1 pseudogene is annotated in these 576 nt (G+C 48.3%); it reads left to right on the top strand.

Annotated elements, in window-relative coordinates:
* Positions 1-576 (top strand): annotated as a pseudogene (locus R7Q46_RS28950) (sodium/proton antiporter); the annotation flags it as partial.

Genomic DNA, 576 nt, shown 5'->3' with positions numbered 1-576 from the left:
CGCGTTAGCGCTTCTCTTAGCAGCCGTTGGCCTGCTTGGTCTGTCTGTCATTATCCTAGCAACGTCATTTACTGGCGTCATTGAGGAGCACTCAATGGGCAAAGCATTTGAAGAGGCTCTGCCTTTCACAGCCCTACTCGCGGTTTTCTTCTCGATCGTTGCAGTAATCATTGACCAAGAGCTATTCAAACCTGTTATTGACGCCGTCTTAGCCGTTGAAGACAAAGGCACACAGCTTGCCCTCTTCTACGTTGCGAACGGTTTGTTATCGATGGTTTCGGACAACGTATTCGTAGGTACGGTATACATCAACGAAGTAAAATCAGCCCTTATGGAAGGCTTGATCACGCGTGAACAGTTCGACCTGTTAGCAGTTGCAATCAACACTGGTACAAACTTACCTTCTGTTGCAACGCCAAACGGTCAAGCCGCTTTCCTATTCCTACTAACGTCTGCACTAGCACCGCTAATTCGTCTGTCTTACGGTCGAATGGTAGTGATGGCATTGCCATACACTGTCGTTTTGGCGATTGTAGGTCTGATGGGCATCATGTTCTTCCTAGAGCCAGCAACAGC

The organism is Vibrio sp. 811, from assembly GCF_033339195.1.
Note: the sequence above shows the minus strand (reverse complement) of the source record. Positions and strands in the feature narration are given on the sequence as shown.